Below are 22,947 nucleotides of genomic sequence, written 5' to 3'. Positions count from 1 at the left end.
GTCAATACTCAGGCTTGGCTCGTGGCTTTTTCGTCGCAGGCTGATGCCTACTGGTTTTGCAGACTGTTGTCCCTGAAATGCATAAGGAGAAAGGTATGCTGATTTTGACTCGTCGGTGCGCAGAAAGCCTGATCATTGGTGATGGTGAGATCACTGTGACTGTGCTCGGCGTCAAAGGTAATCAGGTGCGTATTGGTGTCAATGCGCCCAAGGAAGTAGCTGTGCATCGTGAAGAAATTTACCTGCGCATCAAGAAAGAGAAGGACGAAGAACCAAGCCATTAATTTTTATTGAATTTTTGGTTTGCAAACGGGGAAAAGGGTGGTTATTATACGCCCCGTGTTGCGGAGAGCTGGCCGAGTGGCCGAAGGCGCTCCCCTGCTAAGGGAGTACACCTCACAAGGGTGTCGGGGGTTCGAATCCCCCGTTCTCCGCCATTATTTCTGTAGTGCGTTGGATCTGGCTTCTTCTGTAAGTTGTTGAAATTACTAGAAAAAGTTCTTTACAAAATGATTTAACGACCTATAATGCGCGGCACCAACACATGCACTCGTAGCTCAGCTGGATAGAGTACTCGGCTACGAACCGAGCGGTCACAGGTTCGAATCCTGTCGAGTGCACCATTTAAGGTTAACTGGTTGAATGTAGTTAAATACAGACTTCCGGATAACTGGCTTCAACCAGAGGTGATCTGGTCTAAAAATACCAATGCACTCGTAGCTCAGCTGGATAGAGTACTCGGCTACGAACCGAGCGGTCACAGGTTCGAATCCTGTCGAGTGCACCATACACCAGAAAGCCCGCATCGAAAGATGCGGGCTTTTTGCTTTCTAGCGCTTTCCTTTGCCTTTTTCTTTCACGCATTCATTTGCGTCGAATGTCACGTGGTTGCTACGGCCATTTTTCAGATGGTAGGTGTAGCGCAGTTCTCCATTGTTATTGCTGACCTTGTCGGGCCGGCCCAGCAGGCTTTCGACGTCGCGCCGGGTCATGCCGGGTGGTGTGCGTTGATTGATGATGGCCTTGCGGCGCTGTTCTGCGCTCAATCGATTGCCGCACCCATCGTCCTGTTGACCGACCACAACGATTTCCCTGCGGGCTACAGGCCGGCTTTCGGTGGCTGGCAGACTCGGCACCAGACTCCCCGGGGGAGCGTTGTAAGCTTCCTGCAGCGCGCTGCTGTGGCCGGGCGGGCAGCCCAGGGTCGTGAACATGACTTTGCCGGACGGGTCTTCACAGCGCTGGACGGTATTGGCTTCGGCATAGATCGGCAGGCAGAGCAGGTTGCTGCAAAGAAAAACACGGGGTGTGATGCGCATTACAGAGTCCTCCATGACGTGAGTCATCACCCTAATTGCGCTCTTGTCTCCCGGCGAGCGGGTTTTCTTCGCTGAATGTAACTTCGTAACCCTGCTGTCTCGCAAAAACACTCAGGTTTGTCTTGCAAGCGCCTGTTCTTGCCTGAATTTTCTCACGTGCGATCCGCTCAAAGCGGTGTATCATTGCGCCCGTCAGCCCCGCCGGGGCTTGTGGAATACCTCCATGGACTTACCCAGTAGTTACTCAATAGCTCGTTTCACCAATCAAGAATCAACTGATTGAACCTCCCGGCGTGCTCCGCTGCTGGGAGTGGAGTTCGCCTATGACTGAAATAGAAGTAAAGAAAACGCAGGAAAGCTTGCAGGATCGACTTGCTCAAGTCGTCGATCTGCTGCAGCGCCAGCGTGTGGTTGAAGACCTGATCCACCGTCAGGAAGGTCAGAACCAGAATCGCGTAGAAAACCTCGTTCATCGCCAGAACCTTGTCGAGCTGCAGCGCAAGCTTGATGACCTGCACTCTGCGGACGTCGCCTATATCCTTGAGGCGCTGCCTCTTGAGGAGCGCCTGACGGTCTGGCAACTGGTCAAGGCCGAGCGCGACGGCGATATCCTCCTTGAAGTTTCCGATTCGGTCCGTGAAACCCTGATCGCCGACATGGACGATCACGAGTTGCTGGCGGCGGCCAAGGAGATGGACGCCGACGAACTCGCCGACCTTGCCCCCGAACTGCCCCGTGATGTCGTTCACGAACTGATGGAAGCGCTGGACGTCCAGCAGCGCGAACGTGTGCGTTCCGCGCTGTCCTACGACGAAGAGCAGGTCGGTGCACTGATGGACTTCGAGATGGTGACGATCCGTGAGGATGTCAGCCTGGAAGTCGTATTGCGCTACCTGCGCCGGCTCAAGGAGCTGCCGAGCCATACCGATAAACTGTTTGTGGTCAATTACGACGGCGTGCTCAAGGGTGTGCTGCCGATCAAGCGTCTGCTGGTCAATGATCCGGACAAGCAGGTCGGCGATGTCATGGCCGACGATCCGGTCAGCTTTCATCCGGAAGACGATGCCTATGACGCTGCGCAGGCCTTCGAGCGTTATGACCTGATTTCCACACCGGTGGTCGACAAGAGCGGCAAGCTGATTGGTCGTCTGACCATCGATGAAATGGTCGACCTGATTCGTGAGGAGAGCGAAAGTGAAGTCCTCAACATGGCGGGTCTGCGTGAAGAGGAAGATATCTTCGCTTCGGTATGGCGCTCGCTGCGTAACCGCTGGGCCTGGCTGGCGATCAACCTGATTACCGCGTTCCTGGCGTCGCGGGTCATCGGCCTGTTCGAGGGTTCGATCGAGAAGCTGGTGGCCCTGGCGGCGCTGATGCCGATCGTTGCCGGTATCGGCGGTAACTCCGGCAACCAGACCATTACCATGATCGTGCGCGCCATGGCGCTGGACCAGGTCAGCACCGGCAACGGCAATACCTCGCGGCTATTGCGCAAGGAGCTTGGGGTTGCGTTGCTCAACGGCCTGATATGGGGCGGAGTGATCGGGGTGGTTGCCTACTTGCTCTATGACAGCTGGTCGCTGGGCGTGGTCATGACGGCTGCTATGACACTCAATCTGCTGCTGGCCGCGCTCATGGGCGTCCTGATCCCGATGACGCTTGCGCGTCTGGGCCGCGATCCGGCTATGGGTGCCAGTGTGATGATTACTGCGGTGACCGACAGTGGCGGGTTCTTTATTTTCCTCGGGCTGGCGACCATCTTTCTGCTTTGATCGTCGCTTTAAAACAAGAAAACCGCCTGATCAGGCGGTTTTTTACTTTGAAGGCCCGGGAAGATGATTATTGCCCGGCCTTGATCTCCTTCCATGTATTCAGTCTCAGCGCTTCAATCCTGGTGGGCAGTGCTTGCTGGACAAACAGAGTGCCAAGGGTTTCGTCATCCGGGTAGATTCGGGTGTCCTGGCGCACTGCCGCATCGACCAGCGCCTCGGACTTCTCGTTACCGTTCGCATAGTGCAGATAGTTGGAGATGTCAGCCATCACCTTTGGGTTGAGCAGGTAGTTCATGAGGGCGTAGGCAGCTTTTTCGTCAGGCGCATCGACTGGCATGGCAATCATGTCGAACCACATCGGCGCGCCTTCGCGGGGGACGAGATAATTGATTTCAGTGTCGCTGCCAGCCTCCTGGGCGCTGCGCTCTGCCTGCATGATGTCGCCTGAGTAGCCGATCGCGACGCAAATTGTGCCATTGGCCAGATCCTTCACGTAATCGACCGAATTGAAGTAACGCACGTAAGGGCGTATCGCGAGCAGCGCCGTTTTGGCCTTTGCGTAATCCTCTGGTTTTTCGCTGTGTGGCGGCAGGCCCAGATAGTTGAGCGCGATGGGCAGTACGCTGGGGGCGCTGTCGATAAATGCCACGCCGCACTGGGCCAGCTTTTTCATGTTCTCGGGCTTGAGAACCATATCCCAGGAGTTGAGTGGCGCATCGCTGCCCAGCGCTGCCTTGACCTTGGCAGCGTTATAGCCGATGCCGGTCGTCCCCCATAGGTATGGAAAGGCGTGCTCGTTACCAGGGTCGATGCCTTTGAGTGCCTTGAGCAGAACCGGGTTGAGGTTTTTCCAGTTGGGTAACTGGCTTTTATCCAGCTTCTTCAAATCCCCCCGCTGAATCTGCCCGCCCATGAAATGGCTCGATGGCACCACAATGTCGTAACCGGAATTTCTTGCCCTGAGCTTTTCCTCCAGGACGTCGTTGCCATCATAGGTGTCATAGGTGGGCTGGATGCCGGTGTCTTTCTGGAAGTTTTTCAGCGTGTCCGGGGCGAAATAATCCACCCAGCTGAATACCTTGACGGTCTGACCGGCCTGACTCATCGATGCGACCAGCATCAGGGGAAGGAAGGCTTTGCCGAGCATTTCGCAGCTCCTCGCAGGATTTGATAATTGCGATGCCCGAACAACCATTGCCTCAGGCGCAGTGATCGGAGAAGGAAAAGGTTTGAAGTGCCTACTGTATAAGAAAGACTCTTATAAGTATCGGGAAAAGGACTACAACAAAAAAAGCCAGCTTGCGCTGGCTTGAATTCTTGTCACTCTGGTTTTTCAGGACTCTTCTGAAGCGAGTTCCGTGTCATGAGCGATCAGTGACACCAGGGCGTTCTGCTGGCGGTGCGAGAGTTGACGGAAGCGTTGCAGCAACTCGCGTTCGTGCAATGACAGCTCAGGACTATCAAGGCGCAGGCTTGGCTCATCGCCAAGGGCTCCTTCCTGAATCAAGCTCTGTTCGAGTCGAGCAATGATTTCCGAATTCATGCTTCGGTGGTGGTTTTTAGCTACCTCTTGCACACGATTACGCATGCCATCTGGTAGGCGAACGACGAACTTGTCAGCCGTACGGCTGGAATAAGTAGCCTGTTTCATCGGGCTCATATATTTAACCGGTTAGTTCAGGGGAAGCGGTTTCGCAAGTGGCCGCAAGATTGTGATCTTAGGACAGTCGTTTTGGCCAAATGTTCCACCGAGTTATCCAAGGGCGCCGCATCATGCCCTATTACGTCGAATCCTTGGCGTCAATTCTGTGACAAATATTGACTCAGATAAAGGCGTTTAGCCAGCACCAATTATCAGAATTGCGAGCGGATTTGCAAAGGTTGCCAATTCCAGCTCATCAGGGTGACACGGCGAGCGCCTGACTACTTTTTGCCATGATGGCTATCTGTCTTCAGCGTAGATGGTTATTGGCAACAATACGAAAGATGCCGACGGGCGTGCTGTGGCGGGGGAGGAGAGGGTTGCCTGAGAGGCCGATGACCCAGTCAGCAATGGCTTGAAGCCCTACCGACCAGTACAACCATCAGCGGGTGTTCAGTCAGCGCAGAACCGGATCGAACTTGAAACGTCGTCCAATGACCATTGCCGCAACGAAAAGGCTCGCAAACAGCCCGGCAGCAATTCTGGAGACGGAGTTCAATGCGTGCGCCTGCTCCGGGAGAAGAAGATCAACGGCAACAGCCATCAGTGCCAGGATCATGAATGACAATGCGGGTTTTGACATGGCTACTCTCTCGTGAAGGTGGGCTACGTGTGACGATCTCAGAAGATCCAACGCTCTTCAGCACGATTTGGCAGCGGGGCTTCCTTGACCTCAAGGCTCAGCGTAGCTGCATTGGCGCTTCTGTCACTCATGACCGCCAATTGCGGTGCCTGGCGAACCAGCTCATGGGATTGAGGATGGGAGCTGATTCGATCCTCTTGAATATGAGTATCCTGAAAATGAAATGCTACAAGAGCCACCAGAGCTACTGCGTTCAACACTGAGAGAGTCATGTTCATTTTCAGGTACCTTACGTGGAGTATCGTCACAGGTACTGATAATGCAGCCTGCATGCCAAGTTTATTTGCCTAAAAAAACCTTATAAAACAATAACTTATGTTTTGTTTTTGGAGGCTGAATATTGCGTTTTGCAATGATGGCTTTTTGGGGTAATGCAAAATGCACGACCCGCCCTGCGAGCGCTCTGCGCCGGGAGGTGGACTACGATTATCGAAGGCAATGACGACATGACAAAATCCCTCCATGCCGTTAACATGCACGCCGTCCTCGCTGGCACCAATCGGTGTGCTGGCAACTCAGTGTCTCAGTAGCTCAATTGGATAGAGCATCCCCCTCCTAAGGGGAAGGTTGGCAGTTCGAACCTGCCCTGGGACACCATACTAATCAAAGAGTTAATGCATTTTTCTGAATGGGATCACTGCCTCGGCGCCCATGCTCTGGATCGCATCGACGAATGCCCCAAATTCTCGGCTTTTGCCTGCCAACACTGCTGCACGTAAAACCGTCAATCAGAGCTGCGGCTCGCTCATATTCTGAAGCCTGTCCCGGCGCGCTCAAGACCAGAAATCATCGAAGCTAAATCCCCCCGGGAACAGATCGTCGTGCTCTGGCGCCAGAGCATGGACCACCTCACAGAACACCCCCAGCGAGCTGTAACCCTCTTGAATGCATTGCCATTTTGCTGACCAAGAGCTCCGGGCGGGATCTGCCTTGTGGGTGGCTGCGCGGAGCAGATCGTCGCTCCGCTGGAAGCTTATATAGCCGCAGCATTCGGACCTGAATAGTAATGGTGGCAATGTGCCAAATATTCATTTTACAGTCATTGGATCAGGAGTACATTTCCACACATGTAGAGTCAGGCTCGATCCTTGAAGTGGTTCTGCATACAAGCCTATCGACTCAATCCATCCGTACACCACAGTCGCCGAGCAGTATCCCGTGGCCGGCACTAATACAAGGAAGGCATCAGGATGATCAGTGTCAACAAGGAGGCCCGGTCGGGCCGCAAACGTCACGCAAGCGTTCTCTCGAGTGCATTGGCCCTGACCATGCTCAGCCCGCCAATGGCCCTGGCCCTTTCTCTGGATGAGGGGCGCATACCCCGCGTCGGCAACCCCAGCGAACTTACCGGCGAGCGCACGCACTATCGCGTCCTGGCCACACCGGGACAGGCCCAGCCGGGCGTTCAGCAAAATGCCAAGGCCGGCCAGTCATTCGTGGACGTGGTGGGTAACGAGACAGAGATCGATCTGAAACTCACGTTCTCGGACCCGGCCAAGACTTTGGTGCGCAATGCAATGTCCGGTCGGCTGGACCACCTGCAGGTTCGCACCTACAACGGGAAACTGATTCCACCGACTGTTCACGTTCGCCCTGGCGACACTGTCCGCATGAATGTGGATAACCAACTGATCTGCGACCAGGCCAGGTTTCCAGAACATTGCAAAGACGACAAATCTGCTTTGAATGTAACCAACCTGCACAGTCACGGCCTTTGGATTTCGCCTGCGGGCAACAGCGATAACGTGTTGTTGAGCATCAAGCCCGGAGTCAAGTTCCAGTACGAGTACAACGTGCCACTTGACCACCCGTCCGGCCTGTATTGGTATCACCCGCATACCCATGGTTCGACCGCCATCCAGGTGTCTGGCGGTATGGGCGGCGCGCTGATAATCGAGGGCAACCGGGTGCCGACGCTGAAAAAGACCGGCGATCTCGACACCATCCTCAAAGCCCCGAATGGCGAAAAACTCCCAGAGCGGGTGGTGGTCTTGCAACAGATCCAGTACGCCTGCCGGGACAAGGAAGGCAACATCAAGAAAACCACCACGTCCAGTGGGGAAGTCATCGGCTGGACATGCGACGAAGGCGATATCGGTGTCATCAATAATCTGGAAGATCTGGGGCCCAGCAGTTGGGACGAATCCAATCGCTACACCACACTCAATGGCATGGTACAACCTCGCTTCGACGATGCGGTGGCCGGGCGGGTCGAGCGTTGGCGGGTCGTCCATGCCGGTATCCGCGATACCGTCGATCTTGGGTTCTACAAGGTCAAGGCAGATGCCGCGCCCTTCCCGGAGAAACCCGGTGCCGAAGCTATGTGGATTCAGGAAAACTGCGAAGGGCTGAACGATGATGCTCAGGGTGAACCAGGCGCTGCGCAGGTGCAGTGGCAGTACGCCTCGGATGGTCTGACCCAGACGCATCTGATGCCGATCAGAAGCAACGTGCTGCAACCGGGCTACCGTACGGAATTCCTCACTGTCTTCGACAAGGCTGGGCAGTATTGCGTCATCGACAAGAAGACCGTCTCGGCCGCCTCGATCAACGCCAACAAACGGACTCTGCAGACGCCCAGCCAGTTGCTTGGCTTCGTCGAGGTCAAGACCGCTTCCACCAAAGGGACACTGGACAGCAAGGAAGTCATCCGCCAGACCCTGTTGACGGCGGCCAAGCGCTTGCCCGATGACATTCGCGCAGCCGTGGTCAGCGATCTGCAGCAGGAAACCATTGCTTTCAGCCACTTCGTCAAGCACAAGCCCATCCCGGATGACGAGCTTCTTGAGCAGCGGCAGCATCTGGCTTTCGCCATCGCAGGCAATCCCAAGGATGGATTTAAATTCATGATCGATGGCAAGTCCTTTGGCGACAAGGATATGCCAACCCGCAACCTGAAATTGGGAACGGCAGAAGAATGGGTGCTGGAAGCGCACAATGAAATCCAGTCTTCAAACTCCTTGATAAACCACCCGTTCCACATTCACGTGAACCCGTTCATCGTCAGTCGCATCTGCAAGAATATCGGCGATGATGACTCCGCAGAACTCAAGGCTGAAGCGGCCAGGAACGACGGCTGTCTGGACGTCACCAACCCGAACTACTCACGTGCCCAGCGGCTGCAATGGGAGGGTGGGGATCCGCAGTACATCGACCTGAAAGGGGTCTGGAAAGATACGCTGTTCGTCAAGCAGGGCTACAAGGTCTATATGCGCACGCGCTACGAGCGCTATATCGGCGAATACGTCCTGCATTGCCACATCCTTGATCATGAGGACAACGGCATGATGCAGCGCGTCAATGTTTACCTCGCTGGCGACTCTGCGGACCCGTCCACCTCCAGGGATGCCGGACACGCAGGCCATTGATGCCTTTGTAAGCTAGCCAGCAGCACAAAAGTGTGGCCCCCGGTTAAACCCGTGGGCTGCACTGGCACTTGCGGACGATTGCCAGGTCGGTGCCATGGCTCTTTTGGGACTCAGTGTTTATCAGGCCTGTTGCGTCGGCAACGTTCCGAGCAGTAGCGCACTTCCTCCCAGCAGCGAGCCCATTTCTTCCGCCAGGTGAAGGGAAGGTCGCATGTCACGCAGGTTTTGACTGGAAGCTCACTCTTTTTCAAAATGACCCGCCTTCATCCAGTTTGGCGAGCAACGACTGGCCACGTTGCCAAAGCGCCTCCTGCCTGGATTCAGGCATGCGGTCGAGGTTCTTGTAAATCATGCCCATGCGTTGGTTTCCGCGCAGAAGGTCACCGTGACGCATCAAAAAGTGCCAGTAGAGCGCGTTGAAAGGACAAGCATCGTCAGTGGTGCTTTCGCTCACCTTGTAGGCGCAGCCACGGCAGTAGTCGGACATCCGCTTGATGTATTGGCCGCTGGCACAGTAAGGCTTGGAACCCAGGTAACCGCCATCGGCGTGCATGACCATGCCCAGCGTATTGGGCAGCTCCACCCAGTCGAAGGCATCCATGTAGATCGCCAGATACCATTCACATATTTGACTTGGTGCGATGCCGGCGAGCAGCGCGAAGTTGCCGGTTACCATCAGCCGCTGGATGTGGTGAGCGTAGGCATGCTCAAGGCTTTGGCTAATGGCCTGCTGCATGCACTTCATTCTGGTTTCGCCCGTCCAGTAGAACTCTGGAAGCGACCTTGTGTTACCGAACACATTGCCGTCGGCATAATCAGGCATTTTCAGCCAGTAGACGCCCCGGACGTATTCCCGCCAGCCGATCAACTGGCGAATGAAGCCTTCGGCAGCATTCAGCGCAATGCTGCCCGACCAGTACGCCGACTCTACATCGCTGCAAAGCTGACGAAGATCCAGCAGGCCAATATTGAGCGCGGCGCTGATCCGGGCATGAAACAGAAAAGGCTCGTCGCTGGCCATGGCATCCTGATAGTCGCCGAAGGCCGCAAGGCCCCAGTCCAGGAAATAATCCCACAGCGCCTGGGCTTCTGCGTGTGTCACCGGGTAGTCGAATGTGTCGAGGGTGCCGTAGTGGCTGGTGAAGTGTCTGGCAACCAATGCAAGGACATCATGGGTGATTGCGTCTGGAGTAAACCGGGCGGGTGATGGCGGCCTCACTCCCTTGGGTAAGGCCTTGCGATTTTCTGCGTCAAAGTTCCAGGCGCCGCCGACCGGGCTGCCATCACCATTAAGCAACATGCTATTTTTGCGCCGCATCTCGCGGTAGAAGAACTCCATGCGCAACTGCTTTTTGCCTTTGGCCCAGTCAGAGAATTCGGTACGTGTGCAGAGAAAGCGGCTGTCGGAATGCCACTGGATCGCCAGGCCACACTCCTTGAGTGATTGCTCCAGGCGCCAGTCGCCGCACTCCGTGATGTGTATTTCATCTGGATGTATCAAGGCCTGCCAGCGCTGCAATTCGCTCGCCACTGATCCACTATTTTCCGGATCATCGAGCGTGACGTATTGCACCCGGATTCCACGCTGGCGCAGTGCCTCGGCGAAATGACGCATGGCACTGAAGATCAGGGTGATTTTTTGCGGATGATGGGGAACATGGCTGGCTTCTTCCATCACCTCGACCAGGAGAACCGTGTCACTCTCCTTATCCAGCCCTTGCAACGAGGCAAGGTCGAAAGATAACTGGTCGCCCAGGACCAGGCACAGCCGGTTAGAGTGCTTCATTCAATAGATCCAGCGTAGTTCCAGTCCAGTGGGACAATTATCAGAGGGAGGCGTCACGACAGCCAGGGCCGCCATCAGGATTTCCCGAGCGCAGAGCAGGCATTGGCCGTAAAAATAGAGGGTCAGTGGTTACGTCGATTTCTTGTACATGGCAGCGTCTCTTGTATAAGTTTTTACAAGATATTCTCAAAGAGCCTGGCTGACAATGGGCAGTGCTGCCCACTACAACCTGGCTTTTGAGTAATGCTGGCTCTGACGCCCGCGCGATCAGTTATGGATCAGTGCGGCTTGTGGGGAAGAGATATCTCGATAAGGCAGCTAAAACCTTCAGCATCAAACCGACGCTCTACCTTGGCCTTGGGAATGCAGTGCTGGATGAGCCGGGAGCCCAGCCCCACGTGGGCAGGCGTTTGCACTATGGGGCCGTCTCTTTCGGTCCACTCAATGATAACCGCCGATGTTGCAGGCTGTAGGCTCCAATCCAGCGTCACTCTGCCGGCATCTTCCGACAGCGCTCCGTATTTCAGAGCGTTGGTGGCAAGCTCGTTGAGTACCAGGGCAATCGGCTGGGCTATCTCTGCGCTGACAAAAATCGCCGGGCCGTTCGCGATCAGGCGACCGTCGCTAATGAACGGGCTTAGCTGGGCATCGACAAGCGTATGAAAGTCAGCAGCATCGGCCGACCCTTTGACAATCGATTTATTGGCATTGGCCATCGCCAGCAAGCGTGCGCCGAATGCCCGCCCCAGAGCATCCTTGTCTTCGCATGTATTCAGGGATTGTTGAAACAGTGCCGAGGCCACCGCCAGAAGGTTATTGACTCGGTGGGCCAGCTCGGCTGTGACCAGTTCCTGGAACTTTGTCTTTTCATTTCGGGCAGTCACGTCCTGCATTACGCCCACGAAGCGAATGGCTGTGCCATTGGCATCCCGAATGATTGAACCGCGATCCAGTACAGTGATATAGGAGCCGTCAGCAGCCCGGTAGCGAAACTCATCCTCCCAAAGTGTCGCGTCGCTCTCGACCGCCCTGGCGATGCCGGCGACGACTCGTTCACGGTCCTCCGGGTGAATATGCTCGTTGCTCCATGAGGTGCCTTCGCCGATCTGATCCGGTCCATAGCCAAACAAGCGTTGTATGCCCTCGCTCCACCAGACACGATCGGCTTTCAGGTCAACATCCCACAGAATGTCCGGGTTGGAGTCCGTGACGGTTTTAAGCCTTTCGATGCTGGAGCGTTGCGCAATTTCCTCGGCGTACTGCTCGGTGATGTCTCTGGATATGACGGCAAAACTGAATGAGGCGCCGGGAATTGCGGCGATTGTCACGTCCCACCATTTCAGCGTTCCCTTTGCCGTGGGGCAGGGGGCCTTGAAGGAGGCGACACCCGTTGACCTGGCTGTCGTCAGCCCCTCGCTTGCCAGGCGCCGTACATCTTCTGGCCAGAGTTCTGGCCAGAAAACATCTCGAACCTGATCGAGATGATCGATCTCCATAATTCGCAGGCCATCTTCATTGAATGAGACAATTTTGCCGACAGCGTCCAGCACCTTCACGCAATCGCGGGAGTAGGCGCAAACGTCAAGATCGTCACGGAGTGAGGTCTTTGAGGGTTTCATCATGCTCGTTCAATAGGTGTGGCCAGCCCTAAAGATAACACGCCGTTCCCTGATTCAGGTGTGGGGCAGCGGGAGAGCCTGAGCCTCCTGAAACCCTGAATCAGACACTGACCTCTTCTACCTCATGCACCCCTGCCGCTTCCAGCTCGCGCACCAGCGGCAACACCTGTTGGCCAAAATACTCAACCTCCTCCTGAAAATGCAGAAATGCAGACAACACCAGATCCACGCCTATGGCTTTCAACGCGACAATCCGCTCGGCGATCTGCCGGGGTGTACCGATCAGGTTGGTCTTGAAGCCGTCGTTGTATTGCACCAGGTCGGCGAAGGATGATTTGGCCCAGTTGCCTTCGCCTTCCGGGCTGGCCTTGCCTGCCTGTTTTGCCGCGTCGCCGAAGGCATTCACGGCTTCGGGGTCGGCCTTGTCGATGATTTCTTCCAGCACAGCCCGCGCTTCTTGCTCGGTGTCGCGGGCAATGATGAAGGCGTTGACCCCAATCTTTACCGAATGCCCGTTGGCAGCCGCTTTGGCACGAATATCATCGACCTGGGCCTTGATGCCTTCCAGGGTATTGCCGTTGGTGAAATACCAGTCCGACACTCGCGCAGCCATGTCACGGGCCGCCCGCGAACTGCCGCCCTGGAAGATTTCCGGATGCGGGCGTTGTAGGGGCTTTGGGCGCAATGTGTAGTCGTGAAAGCGATAGAAGTCGCCCTTGAAGGTGAAATTGTCAGTGGTCCAGATGCCTTTGAGCGCCTGAATGAATTCCTCTGAACGTCGATAGCGCTCGTCATGCTCCAGCCAAGGCTCACCGATTGCCTGAAACTCACCCTTGAACCAGCCGCTGACGATGTTTACCGCCACTCTGCCGGCGGTGAGCTGGTCAATGGTCGCCAACTGCTTGGCCGCCACCGACGGCGTCCACGGGCCAGGCAAGATTGCGGCGATCACTTTCAGTTTTTCGGTAGAGGCCAGCAGCGCATGGCTGAACGCCACCGACTCATGCTGATTATCTGCGCCGTAACCGGCGGTAAAGCGGATCTGGGTGAGGGCATATTCAAAACCGGAGCGCTCGGCTATCTGGGCGAGCTTGCGGTTGTAGTCGATATCCCAACTGGTGCGTTGCTCGATCTTGCTGACGACGAGTCCGCCGCTGACGTTAGGTACCCAGTAGGCGAACTTGATCGGTAAGTGGCTCATGACGTATCTCCGAAAGCGACGAAAGTGAGTGTCGCTTCGGCAGTGCAGCATGTGTGCCACTGGGGTTTTTCATGAATTACAGTAGGTTACGAATCCTGCTTCATCAGGCGACTGCTCGTGTATGGCTATAAATGCTGATGAAGTGTTGCCGGGGGAACAGTAAAAGCAGCCGCTGGTGTTACTTCAGCGCCTGGCTTCAAGGTGCGCAAACGAGCCTTGCAGGGCTCGCTCAAGAAACTCGATAAACGCCCGCACCTTGGCGTTCAGCGCCGAGCGCTCGGCGACGCATGCGTAAATATTCATCGGCTCGGAAACCGCAGACGCGGCATGTCCGGTGTCGGATTCAAACAATGGTAGCAGCCGTCCGCGGTCGATGAGTGGTTGGGCGATGAAGCTGGCCAGACGAACGATGCCGCCGCCATTCACCGCAATCTGCGCGAGCATGTCGATGTCGTCGCAGACGAAGCCGGGATTGACCTTCGCTTCGATACGCTTGCCATTGACGATGAAGTTCCAGGGTAGAAAGCGGCCGTCGGTTGGATAGCGGAACACCAGGCAGGCATGTTGCCTGAGGTCTTCCATGCTGGTCGGCACGCCAGCACGTTCGAGATACTCCGGCGCTGCGCAGAATATGAATGGACGCGAAGCGATGTGTCGGGCCACCAGGTCATCGCTCAGTTGCGCTTCGATACGGATGCTGACGTCGACTCTTTCCAGGCGATGATCGACGCGCCGGTCGGTGCTGATCAGTTCGACATCGATACGCGGGTAGGCGGTCTTGAAGGCGGGCATCAATGGTGCGAGCACATGTCGGCCAAATGCGGCGGTGGTGGCGATGCACAGTGGTCCCTGAGGCTCGGTGGCACTGGAAACGGCTTGCGAGGCGAGATCGATATCCTGGGGAATGTGGCGGATTTTTTCGTAATAGCGCGTGCCGCTTTCGGTGAGCGCCATCCTGCGGGTCGTGCGCGAGAGCAGGCGTACGCCCAGGTGTGTTTCGAGTCGGGTGATGCTCTGGCTGACAGCGGCGGCACTCATGCCTTGTGCACGAGCGGCGGCTGCGATGCTGCCGGTTTCCACTACGCGAATGTAGCTATTGATCAGGCCCAGAATATCCATCGGTTCTTCGTTATTCCATTCGTTGGTTTTACTTAATAATGACTCAAGCGAAATGCATCTACTGATGCCACCCAGCGCTTGCTAGGTTAGCCGCTCTTTCACCACGCAAGGTCGACGAGGGTTAATCGATGACTTCCAGATCCAATAGAAATACTGCCCTGTTCCGCTTGCCAAAGCGTTCCGCGCCTTATGTTTTTGCACTCTATATGGCGACCATCATGGCATTTCTCATGTGCCTGGTGATCACCGTCGCCGAATTCGGCATTGATGAACATTACATGGAAAATGTAATGAATGCGTATCGCGTGGCCATGCCTGCGGCATTTCTCTGTGTGATCGTCGTGCGTCCGATTGTTGCCCGGTTGGTGGCGTGGACTGTTCATGGACATTGAGTGAAAGCCGGCGGAGAAACTTCCGTTCAGAGGAAAGCCCGGTTATCCTCGGCGCTGGCCGATGCTGCCCGCCGCTCGCTCCCCAAGGGAAGGTGAAAGCATTTCTAGATGTTCCGAACCCTGTCGTATCTCTTTTACGGTCGAGTTTTGGCAATGCGAGCACCAGAATGCCTCGACTACAGGAGGAACGATGTTTTCAATCGAGCAAGCCAAGCAAATGGCCAAGAGGCTGCGTGCCTCGCTGGCGACGCGCAATCAGGAATTGTCTCACTCCGCTGCGCTTGAACTGGTTGCGCAGCAACTGGGTTACAAGGACTGGAACACCGCCTCGGCGATGCTTGAGCCAGCCAGTACCGAGCCCGCCGTGACGTTCGACAAATCCATTCCCATCTTGCGAATGTTCGATGAAGCCAAGGCGCGTGAGTTCTATCTTGATTTCCTGGGTTTCAGTGTCGAATTCGAGCACCGATTCGAGGCTGACCTGCCGCTTTATCTGGGAATCAGTCGCAGCGGGCTGCAGCTCCATCTTTCCGAACACCATGGTGACGCCAGTCCCGGTTCGACAATTTTTGTACCGATGCAGAATATCGAGCTGTTACGCGATGAGTTGCTTGCGAAACGCTACGGTTACGGACGTCCTGATATCGTTGAGCAGGACTGGGGAAAGGTGCTGGAAGTACTGGACCCGTTTGGTAACCGGATCCGCTTCAGCCAGAGCTGATCGATTGGCTTTATGGGTAAAAAGTCGATCAACATTCTCGGCTAATCAGGAAATCACGCCTCGATCAGCGTGATTTCCTTTTTCCTGCAGACGCTTACGCCAATTGTTTCAGCAAGGCCTTGGCGACCGCTTCGGAGCTGGCAGGGTTCTGGCCGGTCACCAGTTTGCCGTCTTCGACCAGGTAGGGCTGCCAGTCAGGACCTTTTTCATAGAGGCCGCCCAATGCGATGAATTCGTCCTCGATGAGGAACGGCACGATATCGGTCAGTTCTACCGCAGCTTCCTCGCCATTGGTAAAGCCGGTGACACGGCGACCCTTGATCAGCGGCTCGCCATTGGCGGCCTTGACGTGCCGCAGGACGCCCGGGGCATGGCATACGAAACCGATTGGCTTGTTGGCGCGTTCAAAGGCTTCGATCAGCGCGATGGAGCGTTTCGATTCCGCCAGATCCCACAGTGGACCGTGGCCGCCCGGATAGAACACGGTGTCGAAATCCTGCTCGTTGATGCTGTCCAGCTTGACGCTGTTCGCCAGTACCTGTTGTGCGGCAGGGTCGGTCTTGAAACGCTGGGTCAGTTCGGTCTGGAAATCCGGCAGGTCGCTTTTCGGGTCCAGAGGCGGTTGGCCGCCAGCAGGTGAGGCAACTACGATCTCGGCGCCTGCGTCCTTGAAGGTGTAGTAGGGCGCGGCAAACTCTTCGAGCCAGAAGCCGGTCTTGTTGCCAGTGTTGCCCAGTTGGTCGTGGGAGGTCAGTACCATCAATACTTTCATTGCAGTTTCCTCGTAATGTCCATGAGTCAGGTGGGCGCAGGCTTTCGGGTCGATCGCCTGCGCATGATCTCTGTTGCAAATAATGGCTCAGCCTTTCAGGAAAGCTTCGAGTGGTGCCGATTTGTCGCCATAAGGTGCACGCATTCGCAGGTTTGCAGCGCCGTCTTCACTCTGGATAACGACAGGCTTGGCATGGGTAAAACGTCTGAAACCATGGATGCCATGATAGGCACCGATACCGGATGCTCCGACGCCACCAAACGGCAGGCAGTCGATGGAAACATGGCTCATCACATCGTTGACCACCAGTGCGCCTGAAGTGGTTTGGAGTGCAAAGGCGTTCTGTCGTTCGCTGTCATTGCCGAAGTAATAAGCGGCCAGCGGTCGCGGGTTGGCATTGATGTAAGCCACCGGCTCGGTTCTGTCGGTGTAGGTCTTGACCGGCAGCAGCGGGCCGAAAATCTCTTCCTGCATGACCTGCATTTCATCCGTGACATCCAGCAACAGATGAGGGGCGATCTTGCGCGTCTTGCTGTCAAAGCCCGGCTCGCCGTCGGGCGCCAGATTGACGATGGTTGCGCCTTTGTTTCTTGCATCGTCGATCAGACCCACCAGGCGATCGTAGTGGCGCTGGCTGATGATGGAGGTGTATTCCTGATTGCTCTGGATACTCGGGAAGCTGCTGGCGATGAAGTCCTTGCCGGCAATGGTCAGTGCTTCGACCTTCGCCTTCGGAATCATCATGTAATCCGGAGACAGGCAGATCTGGCCGGCATTGAAGGTCTTGATCGTCAGGGTGCGCTCTATTGCCGTGCGGATATCGAAATCTTCGTCCACGACTACCGGTGACTTGCCGCCCAGTTCAAGAGTGACGGGCACGAGATTTTCCGCCGCCGCACGCATGACATGTTTGCCGACGCTGGTGCTGCCGGTAAATACCAGGTGATCGAAGGGTAATCCGCTGAATGCTGCGCCTGTATTGGCATCGCCCAGCACAACCGCCAGTTCCAGTGGGTCGAAGTAGCCTGCAATCAGCTCGGCCAGCAACTCGGAGGTTCTGGGTGTCAGCTCGGACGGTTTGAGCATGGCGGTATTGCCTGCTGCAAACACACCGGCGAGTGGGCCGAATGCCAGGTTGATCGGGAAGTTCCAGGGGCTGATGACACCCACGACCCCCAGCGGTTGCTGCTGGATCCAGGCCTGCATGCCGGGGCCTGGCTCGGCAACCCGCTCGGGTTTCATCCATTCGGCCACATGCTCGGCAGAGTGCTGGAGCATTTTTACCGTCATGACGGTATCAGCCATCAGCGACTGATAGAGGCTGCGATTGCCGAAGTCGGCATTGATGGCTTTGCCGATGACTTCATGATTCTCGCTGAGCAGTCTGGCGCTACGCATCAGTCGGTCCTGGCGCAGCTTTACATCAGCCGGGCCTGCCGCTGTGTGGGCGCGTTTCATGTTCAACAGAAGGGCTTTCAATTCCTGGGTGTCTGGTTGGAAAGGCATGGCCTTTGCTCCTGAGCTATTGACGTGGTCTGGGTGACATCGGGGCTGAACATCAAGGCCGACCTACGGCGGTGAGCGTGGTCTGGTATAAGATTTTGTTCAGTGCAATGTCATTCGTTTCGTAGTTCATGAGCGCTTTTCTCAAGCGATGTGGCTATCTTATGCAGCGTCTTGCCTGCTGTATAACAACGGCTTTTTTGCGCAGTCATAAAATAATTTATGGGTCATGTATGTCTCTTGTGCGTTTGAGAACCTTTATCGAGGTGTACCGGCAGCGTTCGATCAGTGGCGCGGCGCGAACCTTGAACCTGACTCAGCCTGCGGTATCGCAACACATTTCCGGGCTTGAAACGGCGATAGGCAGAAGCCTGTTCGAGCGCCAGTCGCGCGGTGTCGAGCCCACGTCCGCAGCGGATGATCTGGCAGCCGATATCGGTGACAAACTCGACTCTGCAGAAGCTGCGTTGTCGTCGGCCAGGGCGCGGTCGGTGGAGTTGGCCGGAGCGCTACAGATCATCGGACATGCCGATGTTCTGGCTGAGGTAGTAGCCAGGCAATTGCTGCCTTTGCTGGAGGTCGGCATACGCATCAGGATGCAGAGCGGTAACCAGGAATCGATTGCGCATATGTTGATCGAAGGCCACTGCGACCTCGGGATCTCTGCGGCGCCACCCAACAACAAGCGGCTGCGCAGTGAGTTGATGTTTGTCGATGATGTCCTGGCGGTGGCTGCGCCTTCAGTGGTTCAGCGCCTGACGCGTGCATCGGACTTCATCGGTGCATTGCTGGAAGAGCCGGTGCTTGCCTATAACCTGGACCTGCCGCTTATCGATAGCTGGCTGGCGGTTAACGGGATAGAGACGCCTAACCTGGTGCCGGCAATGGTGGGCCAGGATTTGCGTACATTATGCAGCTTGCTCAGGGAAGGGTTTGGCTGGAGCGCCTTGCCGGCTTATTTATGCCGTCCTTACATCGCTCGCGGCGAGTTGCAGGAAATTCCGGCCCCGGTTGGTCCGGCCAGTCGCGAGTATTATCTGTTGTGGACACCCAGTGCCTTGCGTCAGCCACGAGTGGCCCATGCGCGACAGTCCTTGCTATGGCGATTGCGACCTGATCGCCACACAGAGCAAGTGGAGTGAACTGGCCGCTTCCGAGCGAATGCTCTGCGGCCAGTTGGTGATTTTACATCCGGAACTGTAGCACCAGTCGGTTAAGGCCTACTGCCAGTTGCGACAGCTCAGCACTTGCGGCCGAAGTCTGGTTTGCACCGGTAGCGTTTTGCGTTGAAAGATCACGAATGCTGGTCAGGTTGCGATCAACTTCACGCGCCACTTGTGCCTGCTCTTCAGTCGCCGAGGCAATACTGGTGTTGCGCTCGTTGATCTGTACGATCGCCGCAGTGATTTGCGTCAGCGCGAGCCCTGCTGCCTGGGCAACTTCAAGGCTGGTACGAGCACGTTCGCTGCTTTGGCCCATTGCGCTCACGGCCTTGCTTGCGCCGCCCTGGATGGAAGCGATCATCTTCTCGATTTCAGCAGTCGACTGCTGGGTACGATGTGCCAGTGCCCGTACTTCATCGGCGACCACCGCAAACCCGCGACCGGCTTCACCTGCACGAGCCGCCTCGATGGCTGCGTTGAGTGCCAGCAGGTTGGTCTGGTCGGCTATGCCGCGAATGACATCCAGGACTCCGCTGATGCTTTGCACTTCGATCGCCAGGCCATCGATTTCAATGGCAGTGGCACTCACCGATTCATGCAGTTGGTTGATCACACTGACTGTTTCGTCCACGCGCTGACGGCCATGGTCTGCCGATTTGCTGGATTCCTGGGCCGCGCTTGAGGCCATTGCGGCGTTACGGGCTACTTCTTCAACCGCTGCGCTCATCTGATTGATGGCAGTCGCTGCCTGGTTGATTTCATCGTTCTGGCGCTGAACTCCGCGCAATGAATCTTCCGTGACGGCCGTCATTTCTTCGGAAGTGGAAGCCAGTTGATTGGAAGAGTTGCCCAACTCGCCCAGCGTGCGTCGCAAGTTCTGCTGCATGATCGCGAGCGCGGCCAACAACCGTCCCGGTTCATCCTTGCCGTCGGCTTCAATGGGTTTGCTCAGGTCGTTGTCCGAAATCTGCTCGGCCACTGCCAATGCCTTGGCAATAGGGGCTGTCAGGCTGCGGGTAAAGATGCCTGCCAGCAACAGGGTGGCAGCGAGCGCGACCAGAATCGCAATGATGGTGACACTGCGTGCCTGGGAGTAAGTTTGGTCGGCAAGGGTATCCGACTCCACTACCTTGAGGTCGGCCAGGCGAGCAATCTCGGCAATGTCCCTGGTCAGCAGATCGGCTGCCACGGTCATTTCGCCCGTCGGTTGGGTCAATGCGCTGATCACGTCCTCGCGTTTCTGTGTAACGGCTTCCAGGTAGCGCGAATGAACGGCCAGGTAGCTGTTCATGTTGCGCAGCATGTTGGTGTAAGTCTTCTGGCCAGCCTCGCTGACCAGCAATGCCTGCAACTTGCGAACATCGCCTTCAAGGCTGTTGCGGGCCTGAACGACACGCTGTTGCGCCGCATTGATGGCGTTGGCATCTTGCGCCAGGCGCAAGCCGCTGTTGCCAAGTCGAATGGTCAGGAGATCGTTCTTGATCTGGTCGATGGTCTGCACAGTAGGCAGTACGTTGTCTTGCAGGGTTTCCCGGGACTCTTGCAGGCCGGAAGCCTGCAGCAGTGAGAACAGCCCGAGTGCGGTAACCAGCAAGGCAAAAAAGCCGAAGCAAAGTAGCGATCGCGGGGCGATGTTGAGATTTCTGAGAGTCATGGAAAGTGCCGTCGAGAGGGAGTTGACAGCCTGAAACTATCGACCTTGAGCGGTTGAGCTTTAGAAAAATGCAGATATTTTCTGAATTTAAGTTGCACAAGCCATCAGTCGGCTGCGGTTATGATGGCCTTCGGCATCGTGCTGTGGGGTATTGCGAAATAATGGAAAGCTCGGCTGGAGGGCGTGTTTTGGCGGCTTTAAATGCAGTAGGTGGCCGTGATGACTGATTGTTGGACGGTTCTGGCGCTGGCCGAGGGTGCCGACGAGCGCAGTATCAAACGGCAATATGCTCGTCTGCTCAAGAACAACCGTCCCGATGAGGATGCTGACGGCTTTCAGCGGCTGCGTGAAGCTTATGAGCAGGCGTTGAATATTGCCCGCTATCGTGATGAATGCGATGAGCCGGATGAGGCGATTGCCGGGTTGCCTGAGCCGATTGTGTCCGAGTCGCCGCCATGGCAAGCCCTTGTCGATCAGACAACAGTCGATAACTTGCCTGAGCAATACCGTCAGGCGCAGGCGCTGGGGTGCGCGCAGGGTTTTGAGCAACAACTGCTGCAGCGTTGCCTGATCGACCCAGAAGAAGAGATCGAACTGCTTCAGGTTGCTACCCGACATTTGAACTGGCTGACCCCGTGGCAACAAGTGCACATGGATGGTGAGCAGGCGGGGAGGGTTACCCAGATCCTGCTTGATGTTTATCAGGCGCCATTGCAGGTGCGGCTTCAGGAGGATGAGGAGGGCGGTTTTATCGATTCGCTGCAGGCGCTGCGACAACAGCCCTGGCTGGCGTCGCTGGAGCGCAATGAGCAACTGCAGTCCTGGGTCATGATCCTGCTGCACAACACGCCGGGCTGGAGTACTGCCTTGTTCGAGCAGGTGTGTGCGTTGTTTGGCTGGGATGAGAAGAAGGGGTTGCATCCGCAACCTGCTTTCATATGGCTGCATTTGCTTGAGCGCGGTGAGCGGGATGATTTTGTCCGGCATCTGCATCGTTTGCTGGGCACTAAGCCATTTAGTGTCGAAGGGCATGCTGTTCATTTATTGCTGGCACCTTACAGCCTTCTCGAACGCAGGCGGTTGGCCAGAAGCGTCGATGACAATGTGCGCATAGTCTGCCAGCAGTTGGTCGATCAAGTGACCCTGCGTTATCCCGGCGTTCTTGAGGAATTCCCTCATGCCGATCTGGAAACCTGGAAGCGCTCGCATCAGCCTTTCTCTTCAGGTGCCAGACGTTGGCTGGGGTTGTCGGCGCTGTCCATCATCTTGCTGTTCGGGCTTTCACTGTATGTTCAGGAAGAGCAGGACCTGATTCTTTTCCTGATCCAGTATTCCATCCAGCTCTCTCTTGCCCTTGTCGTTTACTTTTGCGTATGGCGTCCGGCCTGCGACGTTATCCGGGGGCAGGATGAGTGGCTGAGCGTTCGCCTGCTGCCCGATACCCTCAGTGGACCAAGCGTGAACGCCAGGGTCCTGCAGCACGGAATGCCGCTGGCTGTGGTCGGTGGAGGGATGTGGTGGCAGTGTGGCTGGTTTGGGCTGGCGCTACACGGTGCCGTGACACTTACATGCCTGGCTTTTGCGCCGTACCGTTATCCTCGGCCCTACGCCGCCCTGAGGCGGATGTTCGAGGGCAGGAAAGCGTTGTTGGGTATTTTGATTATTGCCGCTTTCTACGGCCTGATGTCGATCGGCTTTGTAGTCATGTCCAAGCCTGGGGGCACCAGGGAGCGATCCGCTGCTTCCTATAACAGTTACCAGACCGACTGTGCCGTGGATAACCTGCGACGGACGATGCCCGAGGCTTGCCGAACGGCTGTCAGTTCTCAGGAGTGTGTTCAGAGCGAATGGGCGAAGCGGATGCATACGTGCCGCTCGACTGCGGACATGGTGAAAAAGGCCATGGATTCGGTGCCACACAAGTGAGCCAGCCGCAGCGGGTTTTCCTGCTCTATATAAGCAGCGCAAGCGGGGTTTCAGGTGGGTGTAAAAAAGTTGAGAAAAGGGGTTTGACACGTTTCTCAAGTACTGTATAGTTCGCCTCCCGCTGACGAGCAACTCCAAGTTGATCGAGGCGCAAGTGGTTGAAGTTGCAAAGGAAACTTTGAAAACTTCTGAAAATAACCGCTTGACAGATACAGAGGACGCTGTAGAATGCGCGCCTCGGTTGAGACGAAAGGATCAACCCACCGCTCTTTAACAACTGAATCAAG

The 22,947-nt window shown here is 56.1% G+C and carries 21 protein-coding genes and 4 tRNA genes; 11 read left to right on the top strand and 14 right to left on the bottom strand.

All coding sequences use genetic code 11. The annotated features are described in order from the left end of the window. Positions 1 to 95 precede the first annotated feature (95 nt). From csrA to ALQ04_RS00655, 4 genes are all read left to right on the top strand, one after another. Entirely contained in the window at positions 96 to 284 is a 189-nt protein-coding gene (gene csrA / locus ALQ04_RS00670) for a carbon storage regulator CsrA (RefSeq protein ID WP_002554426.1), read from the top strand. A 62-nt stretch (positions 285 to 346) separates the two neighbouring features. Further along, positions 347 to 437 (top strand) — tRNA-Ser (locus ALQ04_RS00665). Positions 438 to 546: 109 nt separating this feature from the next. Then, positions 547 to 623, top strand: a tRNA-Arg gene (locus ALQ04_RS00660). Between the two features lie 87 nt (positions 624 to 710). Beyond that, positions 711 to 787 (top strand) — tRNA-Arg (locus ALQ04_RS00655). A 43-nt stretch (positions 788 to 830) separates the two neighbouring features. Here ALQ04_RS00655 and bamE read toward each other — a convergent pair. Beyond that, positions 831 to 1,319: an outer membrane protein assembly factor BamE gene (bamE, locus tag ALQ04_RS00650; RefSeq protein ID WP_122313745.1), complete on the bottom strand. Its 489-nt coding sequence runs from the start codon at positions 1,317 to 1,319 to the stop codon at positions 831 to 833. A 323-nt stretch (positions 1,320 to 1,642) separates the two neighbouring features. Between bamE and mgtE the strand changes: the two genes are divergently transcribed. Continuing rightward, on the top strand, positions 1,643 to 3,091 hold the full coding sequence (gene mgtE / locus ALQ04_RS00645) for a magnesium transporter (protein ID WP_122313744.1): 1,449 nt from the start codon (positions 1,643 to 1,645) through the stop codon (positions 3,089 to 3,091). A 67-nt stretch (positions 3,092 to 3,158) separates the two neighbouring features. On the opposite strand, the gene ALQ04_RS00640 is transcribed toward mgtE, so the two are convergent. From ALQ04_RS00640 to ALQ04_RS00625, 4 genes are all read right to left on the bottom strand, one after another. Further along, a complete protein-coding gene (locus ALQ04_RS00640; protein WP_122313743.1) occupies positions 3,159 to 4,238 on the bottom strand; it encodes a polyamine ABC transporter substrate-binding protein in 1,080 nt (359 codons plus the stop codon). A gap of 186 nt (positions 4,239 to 4,424) precedes the next feature. Continuing rightward, on the bottom strand, positions 4,425 to 4,751 hold the full coding sequence (locus ALQ04_RS00635; RefSeq protein ID WP_002554423.1) for an Arc family DNA-binding protein: 327 nt from the start codon (positions 4,749 to 4,751) through the stop codon (positions 4,425 to 4,427). A 439-nt stretch (positions 4,752 to 5,190) separates the two neighbouring features. Further along, positions 5,191 to 5,376, bottom strand: coding sequence for a PA3371 family protein (locus tag ALQ04_RS00630; RefSeq protein ID WP_122313742.1), 186 nt, complete (start codon positions 5,374 to 5,376; stop codon positions 5,191 to 5,193). Between the two features lie 38 nt (positions 5,377 to 5,414). Then, positions 5,415 to 5,654: a hypothetical protein gene (locus ALQ04_RS00625; RefSeq protein ID WP_122313741.1), complete on the bottom strand. Its 240-nt coding sequence runs from the start codon at positions 5,652 to 5,654 to the stop codon at positions 5,415 to 5,417. A gap of 302 nt (positions 5,655 to 5,956) precedes the next feature. Here ALQ04_RS00625 and ALQ04_RS00620 point away from each other — a divergent pair. Both ALQ04_RS00620 and ALQ04_RS00615 read left to right on the top strand, forming a co-directional pair. Beyond that, positions 5,957 to 6,033 (top strand) — tRNA-Arg (locus ALQ04_RS00620). A 593-nt stretch (positions 6,034 to 6,626) separates the two neighbouring features. Further along, a complete protein-coding gene (locus tag ALQ04_RS00615; protein WP_122313740.1) occupies positions 6,627 to 8,804 on the top strand; it encodes a multicopper oxidase family protein in 2,178 nt (725 codons plus the stop codon). 110 nt (positions 8,805 to 8,914) lie between these two features. Here the strand turns inward: ALQ04_RS00615 and ALQ04_RS00610 are convergent, their stop codons facing one another. The 5 genes from ALQ04_RS00610 to ALQ04_RS00590 all read right to left on the bottom strand — a co-directional run bounded on the left by ALQ04_RS00610 (position 8,915) and on the right by ALQ04_RS00590 (position 14,529). Continuing rightward, positions 8,915 to 9,055 (bottom strand): DUF2256 domain-containing protein, encoded by a 141-nt coding sequence (locus ALQ04_RS00610; RefSeq protein ID WP_122313739.1) that lies wholly within the window; start codon positions 9,053 to 9,055, stop codon positions 8,915 to 8,917. Then, positions 9,052 to 10,590 carry a cryptochrome/photolyase family protein gene (locus tag ALQ04_RS00605; RefSeq protein WP_122313738.1) on the bottom strand — a complete coding sequence of 513 codons (1,539 nt, stop codon included), beginning with the start codon at positions 10,588 to 10,590 and terminating at the stop codon, positions 9,052 to 9,054. The genes ALQ04_RS00610 and ALQ04_RS00605 overlap by 4 nt, the downstream gene beginning before the upstream one ends. A gap of 278 nt (positions 10,591 to 10,868) precedes the next feature. Next, complete coding sequence (locus ALQ04_RS00600; RefSeq protein WP_122313737.1) at positions 10,869 to 12,212, bottom strand: sensor histidine kinase; 1,344 nt, start codon at positions 12,210 to 12,212, stop codon at positions 10,869 to 10,871. Between the two features lie 97 nt (positions 12,213 to 12,309). Beyond that, entirely contained in the window at positions 12,310 to 13,410 is a 1,101-nt protein-coding gene (sfnG, locus tag ALQ04_RS00595) for a dimethylsulfone monooxygenase SfnG (RefSeq protein ID WP_122313736.1), read from the bottom strand. 183 nt (positions 13,411 to 13,593) lie between these two features. Then, the gene (locus ALQ04_RS00590) at positions 13,594 to 14,529 is read right to left on the bottom strand and encodes a LysR family transcriptional regulator (protein WP_122313735.1); all 936 of its coding nucleotides are present in this window, start codon (positions 14,527 to 14,529) and stop codon (positions 13,594 to 13,596) included. A 128-nt stretch (positions 14,530 to 14,657) separates the two neighbouring features. On the opposite strand from ALQ04_RS00590, the gene ALQ04_RS00585 reads away from it, so the two are divergent. Both ALQ04_RS00585 and ALQ04_RS00580 read left to right on the top strand, forming a co-directional pair. Beyond that, complete coding sequence (locus ALQ04_RS00585; protein ID WP_122313734.1) at positions 14,658 to 14,921, top strand: DUF2798 domain-containing protein; 264 nt, start codon at positions 14,658 to 14,660, stop codon at positions 14,919 to 14,921. A gap of 190 nt (positions 14,922 to 15,111) precedes the next feature. Then, positions 15,112 to 15,642 (top strand): glyoxalase superfamily protein, encoded by a 531-nt coding sequence (locus tag ALQ04_RS00580; protein ID WP_122313733.1) that lies wholly within the window; start codon positions 15,112 to 15,114, stop codon positions 15,640 to 15,642. Between the two features lie 94 nt (positions 15,643 to 15,736). On the opposite strand, the gene ALQ04_RS00575 is transcribed toward ALQ04_RS00580, so the two are convergent. Both ALQ04_RS00575 and ALQ04_RS00570 read right to left on the bottom strand, forming a co-directional pair. After that, a complete protein-coding gene (locus ALQ04_RS00575; protein WP_122313732.1) occupies positions 15,737 to 16,414 on the bottom strand; it encodes a type 1 glutamine amidotransferase domain-containing protein in 678 nt (225 codons plus the stop codon). Between the two features lie 87 nt (positions 16,415 to 16,501). Next, the gene (locus ALQ04_RS00570) at positions 16,502 to 17,920 is read right to left on the bottom strand and encodes a coniferyl aldehyde dehydrogenase (protein ID WP_122313731.1); all 1,419 of its coding nucleotides are present in this window, start codon (positions 17,918 to 17,920) and stop codon (positions 16,502 to 16,504) included. A 230-nt stretch (positions 17,921 to 18,150) separates the two neighbouring features. On the opposite strand from ALQ04_RS00570, the gene ALQ04_RS00565 reads away from it, so the two are divergent. After that, positions 18,151 to 19,059: a LysR family transcriptional regulator gene (locus ALQ04_RS00565; RefSeq protein WP_122313730.1), complete on the top strand. Its 909-nt coding sequence runs from the start codon at positions 18,151 to 18,153 to the stop codon at positions 19,057 to 19,059. 43 nt (positions 19,060 to 19,102) lie between these two features. Here ALQ04_RS00565 and ALQ04_RS00560 read toward each other — a convergent pair whose 3' ends face one another. Then, entirely contained in the window at positions 19,103 to 20,734 is a 1,632-nt protein-coding gene (locus ALQ04_RS00560; RefSeq protein WP_122313729.1) for a methyl-accepting chemotaxis protein, read from the bottom strand. An 87-nt stretch (positions 20,735 to 20,821) separates the two neighbouring features. Then, positions 20,822 to 21,352, bottom strand: a complete 531-nt coding sequence (locus ALQ04_RS26840) for a hypothetical protein (RefSeq protein ID WP_183142071.1) — start codon at positions 21,350 to 21,352, stop codon at positions 20,822 to 20,824. On the opposite strand from ALQ04_RS26840, the gene ALQ04_RS26835 reads away from it, so the two are divergent. Next, a complete protein-coding gene (locus ALQ04_RS26835) occupies positions 21,353 to 22,660 on the top strand; it encodes a hypothetical protein (RefSeq protein WP_183142070.1) in 1,308 nt (435 codons plus the stop codon). It abuts the gene before it with no gap. Positions 22,661 to 22,947: the final 287 nt, after the last annotated feature.

It is taken from the genome of Pseudomonas cichorii (assembly GCF_003700275.1).
GTDB lineage: Bacteria > Pseudomonadota > Gammaproteobacteria > Pseudomonadales > Pseudomonadaceae > Aquipseudomonas > Aquipseudomonas cichorii_B.
Note: the sequence above shows the minus strand (reverse complement) of the source record. Positions and strands in the feature narration are given on the sequence as shown.